This window comes from Hydrogenophaga sedimenti (assembly GCF_051857515.1).
Lineage (GTDB): Bacteria > Pseudomonadota > Gammaproteobacteria > Burkholderiales > Burkholderiaceae_C > Hydrogenophaga.
In genome coordinates, this window is record NZ_JBPZHA010000011.1 from 185,868 (window position 1) to 193,561 (window position 7,694).

Annotated in this window: 3 protein-coding genes; all 3 read right to left on the minus strand. The window is 66.4% G+C overall.

Annotated elements, in window-relative coordinates:
* Window positions 1-4 precede the first annotated feature (4 nt).
* Window positions 5-841, minus strand: coding sequence for an efflux RND transporter periplasmic adaptor subunit (locus tag ACS5NL_RS18185; protein WP_439355345.1), 837 nt, complete (start codon window positions 839-841; stop codon window positions 5-7).
* Window positions 831-2,708, minus strand: coding sequence for a TolC family protein (locus ACS5NL_RS18190; protein WP_439355347.1), 1,878 nt, complete (start codon window positions 2,706-2,708; stop codon window positions 831-833). Before ACS5NL_RS18190 ends, ACS5NL_RS18185 begins: the two co-directional genes overlap by 11 nt.
* 26 nt (window positions 2,709-2,734) lie before the next feature.
* A partial coding sequence (locus ACS5NL_RS18195; RefSeq protein WP_439355349.1) for a beta strand repeat-containing protein occupies window positions 2,735-7,694 on the minus strand: 4,960 nt, incomplete at its 5' end.

A 7,694-nucleotide genomic window follows, 5' to 3' on the forward strand; every position in this document is an offset into this window, starting at 1 on the left:
CAGCTCACCGCATGCCGGTGAATTTCGCGACTCCGCTCATGCCGGGCAGCAGGTCCGGGTAAGCCTTGGTCATGGTGGCTTCGAGTTCGATGGTCTGGCTCACCGGGTCGACGCGGCCGTTGATGCGGTGCACCTGCGCGGCGTAGGTCTGGCCGGTTTCGTCGATGGTGACGTCAAACTTCTGGCCCATCTTCAGCGAGGGAATCCAGGCCGAGGGCACATTGAGCTTCATCAGCAACAGGCCGCTGCGCACCAGGTCCAGCAGGGGCTGCCCGGCGTTGACGGTCATGAAGCTGCGCACATGCAGCTTGGCGGTCCGGCCATCCCAGGGCGCCCGGATCGAGCACTGGGAAATCTGGAACTTGTAGAGCTCGACCTGGGCCTTGGTCTTGGCCACGGAGCTGGCGGCCAGCGCGACCTCGACGTCGCTCGCCTGTTCCAGGCCCTGCATGCGCAGCTTGGCCTCGTACTGGTCGGTCGCCGCAGCCTGATCGGCCTTGGCCATGGCCAGACGGGCTTGCGGCTCGTCGCAGTCCATGGAGACCAGCACCTCGCCCTGCCGGAAGGCCATGCCCAGGCCCACATGCAGCTTGGAGATGCGGCCCGGCACCGGGCTGGCCAGCACGGTTTCACCGGCCGGCAGCACCAGCACGCGCACCGACTCGCTCGCCGCAGCGGCCGGGGCCGCAACGGCCGGCTTCGGAGCCACGACCGGCGCAGGCGCCTTGGCCGGTGCTGCCGCAGGACCAGTCTGCGCAGAAGCGCTCAGGGCACACGCACCGAGGAACAGTGCAGCGCCGGCGGCGCGCAGGGGACGATGGAGAGAAAGATCAGTCAACATTCAGCCAGGATTTGATGTCGCCAAGATTGGCATTGAGTGCAGCCATCAGGCTGGACTCGTAGACCGACGAACGGGCGTTGGCCGGGATGGTAGTCGCAAAGCGGGCCTGCTGGGGCTTGCCCGACTCATCGGTCAGTTTGACCGTCCAGGAGGCCTTTTCCACACCGTTGTTTTCGGCCGAAGCGAACTCCAACTTGAGCGGCACGCCGTCCTTGGCGTCGGTGGCGATGTGGTGGCGACCCAGCAGTTCGGTGACCAGCGCCTTCATGCGCACCTGTTGCACCGGGTCCTGGATGCCGGCCAGATTGACGTTCACCGTCGCGGCGCGGCCGAACAGGTTCGACGTCAGGGCGAAGGCGTCCTTCTCGGTGGCTTGCAGGTGACCCTTGACGCGCTCGGTCAGCTTGCCCAGGTCGTTGCCGTCGAAGTCGTCGGCGATCGGGTCGAAGCCCAGCGTGTTGTACAGGCGGCCGAAGGCGATGTGGGCGTTCGCATACGCGTTGGCGCGCTGGTACTGGCCCAGCACGGCACGGGCCTGGGTGCGGATGGCTTCGAGTTCGCTGTCGAGCTTGGCGGTGACCGAGGCCTTGGTGAAGGCGGCCAGACGGGTGTCGACCTGGGCGGCCTGATCGGCCAGGCGGAAGTCCTCCAGCGCCATCTTGTAGCGCTCGGCGCTCACGCGGGTCTGCGTCAGGATGGCCATCGACAGGGCCATGCGACGGGCTTCGTCGGTGGCTTCCTGGTACTTCTGGGCATCGCGCAGGGCCGGCAGGGACACCAGGCGCATCAGGTTCCAGGCCAGGCTCACGCCGCCTTCGGACCAGTTGTTGTTGTAGGTGAAGACGTTGGAGTCGTACTTGCGGCCGTAGTTGAGGGTGATGCCGGGCAGCACGCCCAGGATCTGCTTGCGGGCTTCATCGGCCGTGATGCGCTTGCGGAAGTCTTCCTCGCGCAGTTCAGGGCGCTGCAGCAGAGCCATTTCTTCCAGCTTGGTCACATCGCGCGGCACACCGGGCAACGCGGTTTCGTTGGCTTCGGCGACCTTGAAGTCGGCACCCGGCGGCACGTTCATCAGGGCGGCCAGTTCGCGCTTGGCGAACTCGAGGTCCTGGCGGCGCTGGTTCAGCAGCGTGGTGGCGTCCAGCAGGGCGCGCTGATAGGCCAGGGCCAGGCCCGGCGGGATGATCTTCTGGGTTTCGGCTTCGCGCGAACGGCTCATGGCCAGCGAGGCGCGTTGCAGGATGTCGTCGGCTTGCGCGTTCAGGCGCTGGGCACCCAGGGCGCGCCAGTAGGCGGCACGCACGTCCTGCAGCAGGTTCTGCACCACCTTGCGGCGGCGCTCTTCGGCGATCAGGAACTGGTCACCCTGCTGGCGGGCACGGTAGTACGAGACACCGAAGTCCAGCACGTTCCAGGAGAACTCGATGCCACGCAGCGTGCGGCTGCGCTCGTCCGACGTGGTCGGGCGCTCCGACATTTCGCCGTCGAGGATGCCGACGCTGACGCCGCCCGAATCGTTGTTGCGGTGGCGGTAACCGGCAGAAGCGACCATCTGCGGCAGCATGTCGTAGCTGGCGTAATCGGTCAGGCCCAGTGCCAGTGCCGATTCCATCTTCTTGAGACGGTAGTCCAGGTTGTACTTCAGGGCCCGGGCCACGGCCTCTTCCATGGTGATCGGCGCGCTGATGGGCGCCTGATCGACATACATCTTGGCGGTGTCGGACTTGACCCGGTCACGCACCTCGTCGGCCGTGATGGCCTTGGGCGTGACCGAGCAACCCGCCACCGCCGCCGTGACCGCCAGCGCCACCAGGGTGCGCGGCAACAGTTGAACAGCGCCGGAGAAGGTCGTTTTTTGTGTGCTCATCTTGAGGTCCTCTTTCAGAATGTTGTTCAGCTGTTGACAGTGGAACGGGTAATGGGGCGAGCGCTGGACGCGCGGTCCTTCGCAAAATGCTGGAGCTGGTTGCGCAATCCTGCGGCGGCACGGGGCTTGTCCACCACCTTCTCGGGTGCGTGGCTCACGGCCTTCACCACTTCCGGTTTCGCGACCGGCTCCGGTGCGACCTTGGCCACCGTTTCCTGGCGGGTCTGGTCGGTACCGGCGTCGGCCACCTTGACAGGAGAACCTTCCGGCTGGGGCGTACCCAGCGCGAACGGATCCATCAGGCTGCTGTAACCCGCCGTGGCCGAGTTGCTGGCTTCCAGGCTGGCGCCACGCAGCTGCGATTCCAGCTGCGACGAACGCACCGCGTGCTGGACCCACAGGCTCGGATCGGTCGTGATCTGCTGGTGGCGGACCGCCAGTTGCACGTACAGGTCCGGACGCACTTCCTGCACCTGGCCGAACGCACGCTCCTTGATCAGACCGATGTGCTCGCCGTGCGAGTTGTTGGCGAACAGCAGGCTATCGGGCAGCTGGGACTGGGCTTCGCCCATCAGCGGTGCACCACCTTGCACGATGCCCAGCGGCGAGCTGGTCAGATCGCTGACGTTGTGCGCATCGGCAACGGCATACAGCACGTGCAGAGCGGCCGGCTCCGGCGGCGGCGGGCTGACGGGAGCCGGTGCTGCCGGAGTCGGCGCTGGCCAGGTCGGCCGCGTTTCGTCCACGGGGGCCGCCGGTGCAGGCGCGGGAGCCGGAGCGGGCGCAGGAGCCGCCGGAGGCGCCGGCGGAGCCGGGATCGCCGCGAACGACAGCACGGCGGTGCTGGTCGATGTGCCGTCGGTGACGATGTAGGTGGCACTCGGGATGGGGCCCGTGTAGCCAGTCACCGGGGTGAACGTGAAGCTGCCGTCCGGATTGATCACCAGCGTACCGACGCCCGGGATGGTCGCGGTATCGCCCGGATTGAACGTGCCAGGCACGCCCGTCACGGTGAAACCGGTGACCGTCAGCGGATCGCCGTTCGGGTCCGAGTCGTTGGTGAGCACGTTGCCCGTCACCGGGGTGTTCACCGAGGTCGGGGTCGGGCCGTCGTCGACCGCGACCGGCGGCTGGTTCGGCACGTCGCCGAAACTCAGCACGGCCGAGTCGGTACCGCCATGGCCATCGCTGATGGTGTAGGTCGCGCTCGGCACCGGACCCTCGTAGCCCTGTGCAGGCGTGAAGGTGAAGCTGCCGTTCGGGCCGATCACCAGCGTGCCGACCGGTTGGCCGGTGCTGTCGGTGATGGTGGCCGTCTGACCTGCCACGAAGCTCTCGGGCGTTCCGTCGCCATTGGTGTCCAGCGTGAACCCGGTGACGGTCAGCGGGTCGCCGTCCACATCGCTGTCGACGCCGCTGCCGCTGTTGTCGGTCAGCACGTTGCCCGACACCGGTGCGCCAGGCGCCACCGGCACAGGACCGTTGTCCGTGGCCACCGGCGCGTCATTGACCGGGTTGATCACCAGCCCGATGGTGGCCGACGAGGTCGCACCATGCGGATCGCTGATCGTGTAGTGGATCGGGATCGGCGTGGTGGTGTTGAAGTCCGGCTCTGGCGTGAACGTCAGGGTGCCGTTCGGGTTCAGGACCAGTTGACCGATCACGTCTCCGGTGGCCGGATCGGTGATGTCCACCGGTGTGCCCGGCACGATCGGCTGGCCGTTGATTTCGGTGATCGTCAGCGGCTCGCTTTCCGGATCGCTGTCGTTGGTCAACGGATTGAACGTGACCGGCTGGTCTTCCTGACCCGTCACGCGGTCGTCCTGGGCCACAGGCGGGTCATTGACCGCGTCCACCAGGATGTTGAGCGTCGCGGTATCGGTCGCTCCGCTCGGATCGCTGATGGTGTAGACGATCGGCGGCACCGGGCCTTCGAAGCCGGCAACCGGAACGAAGGTGTAGGAGCCGTCGGCGCCGATGGTCAGGTCACCCACGTTCGGGATGGTCATGGTCACACCAACGCTGCCCGGAACGCCACCCACGGTGAAGCCGTCCACCGTCAGCAGGTCGCCGTCGGGATCGCGGTCCACGCCGCCCGGTGTGGTTCCGTTGCCGTCGTCGGTCAGCAGATTGCCGCTCACCGGCGTGTTGGGCAGGGTGATGACGCTGTTGTCTTCGGCCACCGGCGCATCGTTGACACCGGTGATCGTGATGGTCAGGGTCGCCGTTGCCGTGGCACCGCTTGGATCGCTGATCGTGTAGGTGAACACGTCGGCGGCCGTCTCGCCCTGCTGGAGTGCCTGGGCGCCGGAAGTCGGCGTGTAGCTGTAGCTGCCGTCCTGGTTGAGAACCAGCGTGCCATAGGTTCCCAGCACCGGCTGGCCCACGTCGCCCGCAGCGCCATCGACGGCGCTGACCGACAGGGAGTCACCGTTGGGATCGCTGTCCAGGCCACCTGCGTTCTGGATCACGCCATTGGCCGGCGTCACCGACAACGGGGTGTCTTCGCTGGTGGCATTGGTGTCGTTTTGCGCCACCGGGGGCTGGTTGGGCACGCCAATCGTGACCGTCACCGTGGCCGAAGCGGTTTCGCCGCTCGGGTCCCGTACCGTGTAGTCGAAATCGGCGGGGCCCGTGTAACCGGTTTCCGGTGTGAACACCAGTTGGCCGCCCACCAGCGCCACCGTGCCGTGATTCACCGGAATCGGCGCACCACCTTCGGTGATCGGTTGACCATCCACCGCCGAGATGGTGAGGGGATCGCCATCCGGATCGCTGTCGTTGCCCACCACATTCACGGTCACAGGCGAGCCCGCCGGCGTGACGGTCGAGTCGTTCGTCGCCACGGGAGGATCGTTGACCGGTGTCACGTCCACGGTCACCGTGCCGTCCAGCGGATTGCCCAGCTGGTCTTCCACGGTGTAGGTGAAGTCCACCGGACCGGTGAAGCCCGGCACCGGCGTGAACACCAGCACGTCGTCGGTCGGATCCAGCGGCGTTCCGCCGTTGTTGAGGCTGACCTCGCCGATCGGCAGGCCCGTCACCGGGTCGGTCAGTGAAACCGGCGTACCCACGACGATCGGCTGTCCGTTGACTTCGGTGATGGTCAGCGGTCCTTCGCTGCCCGGGTCGTCGTTGTTGAGCACATCGATGGTGACCGGGGTGCCTTCCGGCGTGGTCGCGCCATCGTCCACCACGGACGGTGTCAGGCTCACCGGATCGACGGTGATCGTCAGCGTCGCCGAGTCGGTGCCGCCATGCCCGTCGGAGATCGTGTAGACCACGGTGGGAATGTCGCCCACGAAGTCAGGCACAGGATCGAAGGTGTAGCTGCCGTTCGGGTTGATGGTGAGCTGACCCACACCAGGAATGTTGAGCGGCGTGCCCACGGAACCGGGGGTCCCCCCCACCGTGAAGCCGCTGACCGTCAGCGTGTCGCCGTCCACATCGGAGTCGACGCCGTCGCCGGTGTTGTCGGTGATCAGGTTGCCGCTCACGTTGATGTCCTGCGACGTCGTCTTGACGTCGTTGCGGGCATCCGGCAGGTCGTTGGTACCGGTGATGGTGACCGTCAGCGTGGCCGTCGAGGTGTCACCATCCTTGTCCGTCAGCACATAGGTGAACGTGTCAGACAGCGTCTCGCCGACGCCCAGCGCTTGCACCGCCGGGTCGGCGTTGTTGAGCGCGTAGCTGTAGGTGCCATCGGCATTGAGCGTCACCGTGCCGAAACCGCCTGTCGGGGAGCCTTGCAGCGCCACGGTGTTCTGCACCGGCGTGCCGTCACCGTTGGTGTCGTTGGTCTTGACACTGCCGTTGACCGTGGGCGTCTCTTCCCCGATCGTGGCCGTGTCGTTCACCGCCACCGGCAGGTCTTCCGACCCGGTAATGGTGATGGTCAGCGTCGCCGTCGAGGTGTCGCCGTCCTTGTCCGTGAGCACGTACGTGTACGTCTCGGCCAGCGTCTCGCCAGGGGCGAGTTGCTGCACCGTCGGGTTGGCGTTGTTCAGCGTGTACGTGTACGTGCCGTCCGGGTTCAGACTCACCGTGCCGTAGCTGCCCGTGGGCGAACCGCTCAGCGCCGTCGTGTTCTGCGCCGGGGTGCCGTCACCATTGGTGTCGTTGGTCTTGACACCGCCCGTGACCGTGGGCGTCTCTTCCCCGATCGTGGCCGTGTCATTGACCGCCACCGGCAGATCGTCCGTGCCCGTGATCGTGATCGTCAGCGTCGCCGACTCCGTCTCACCCGCTCCGTCCGTGAGCACGTACGTGTACGTCTCGGCCAGCGTCTCGCCAGGAGCGAGCTGCTGCACCGTCGGGTTGGCGTTGTTCAGCGTGTAGGTGTAGGTGCCGTCCGGGTTCAGGCTCACCGTGCCGAAGTTGCCCGTGGGCGAGCCGCTGATGGCCACCGTGTTCTGCACTGGCGATCCGTCACCGTTGGTGTCGTTGAGCTTGACGTTGCCGTTGACCGTCGGGGTGTCCTCGGCGATCGTGTTGGTGTCGTCCACCGCGATCGGCACGTTGTCCGTGCCCACGATCGTGATCGTCAGCGTGGCCGTCGAGGTGTCACCGTCTTCGTCCGTCAGGCGGTAGGTGTAGGTCTCCTGCAGCGTCTGGCCCGGCAGCAACTGGTTGACCGTCGTGTTGGTGTTGTCCAGCTGGTACGTGTACGTCCCGTCCGCGTTCAGACTCACCGTGCCGTAGCTGCCCGTGCCCGAGCCGGTCAGGGCCGTCGTGTTCTGCGCCGGGGTGCCGTCACCGTTGGTGTCGGCCGTGCCATCGGTCTTGACGTTGCCAGAAACCTGCGCCGCACCTTCGTTGATGCTGTTGGTGTTGGGCGTGGCCGACGGGAAGTCGTCCGTGCCCGTGATGGTGATCGTCAGCGTGGCCGTCGAGGTGTCACCGTCCTTGTCCGTCAGCACGTACGTGTACGTCTCGGCCAGCGTCTCGCCAGGAGCGAGCTGCTGCACCGTCGGGTTGGCGTTGTTC

Excerpts from the sequence above, each read along its gene's own strand:
- ACS5NL_RS18190 (WP_439355347.1), bottom strand. The coding sequence starts at position 2,708 with ATGAGCACACAAAAAACGACCTTCTCCGGCGCTGTTCAACTGTTGCCG.
- ACS5NL_RS18185 (WP_439355345.1), bottom strand. The coding sequence starts at position 841 with ATGTTGACTGATCTTTCTCTCCATCGTCCCCTGCGCGCCGCCGGCGCT.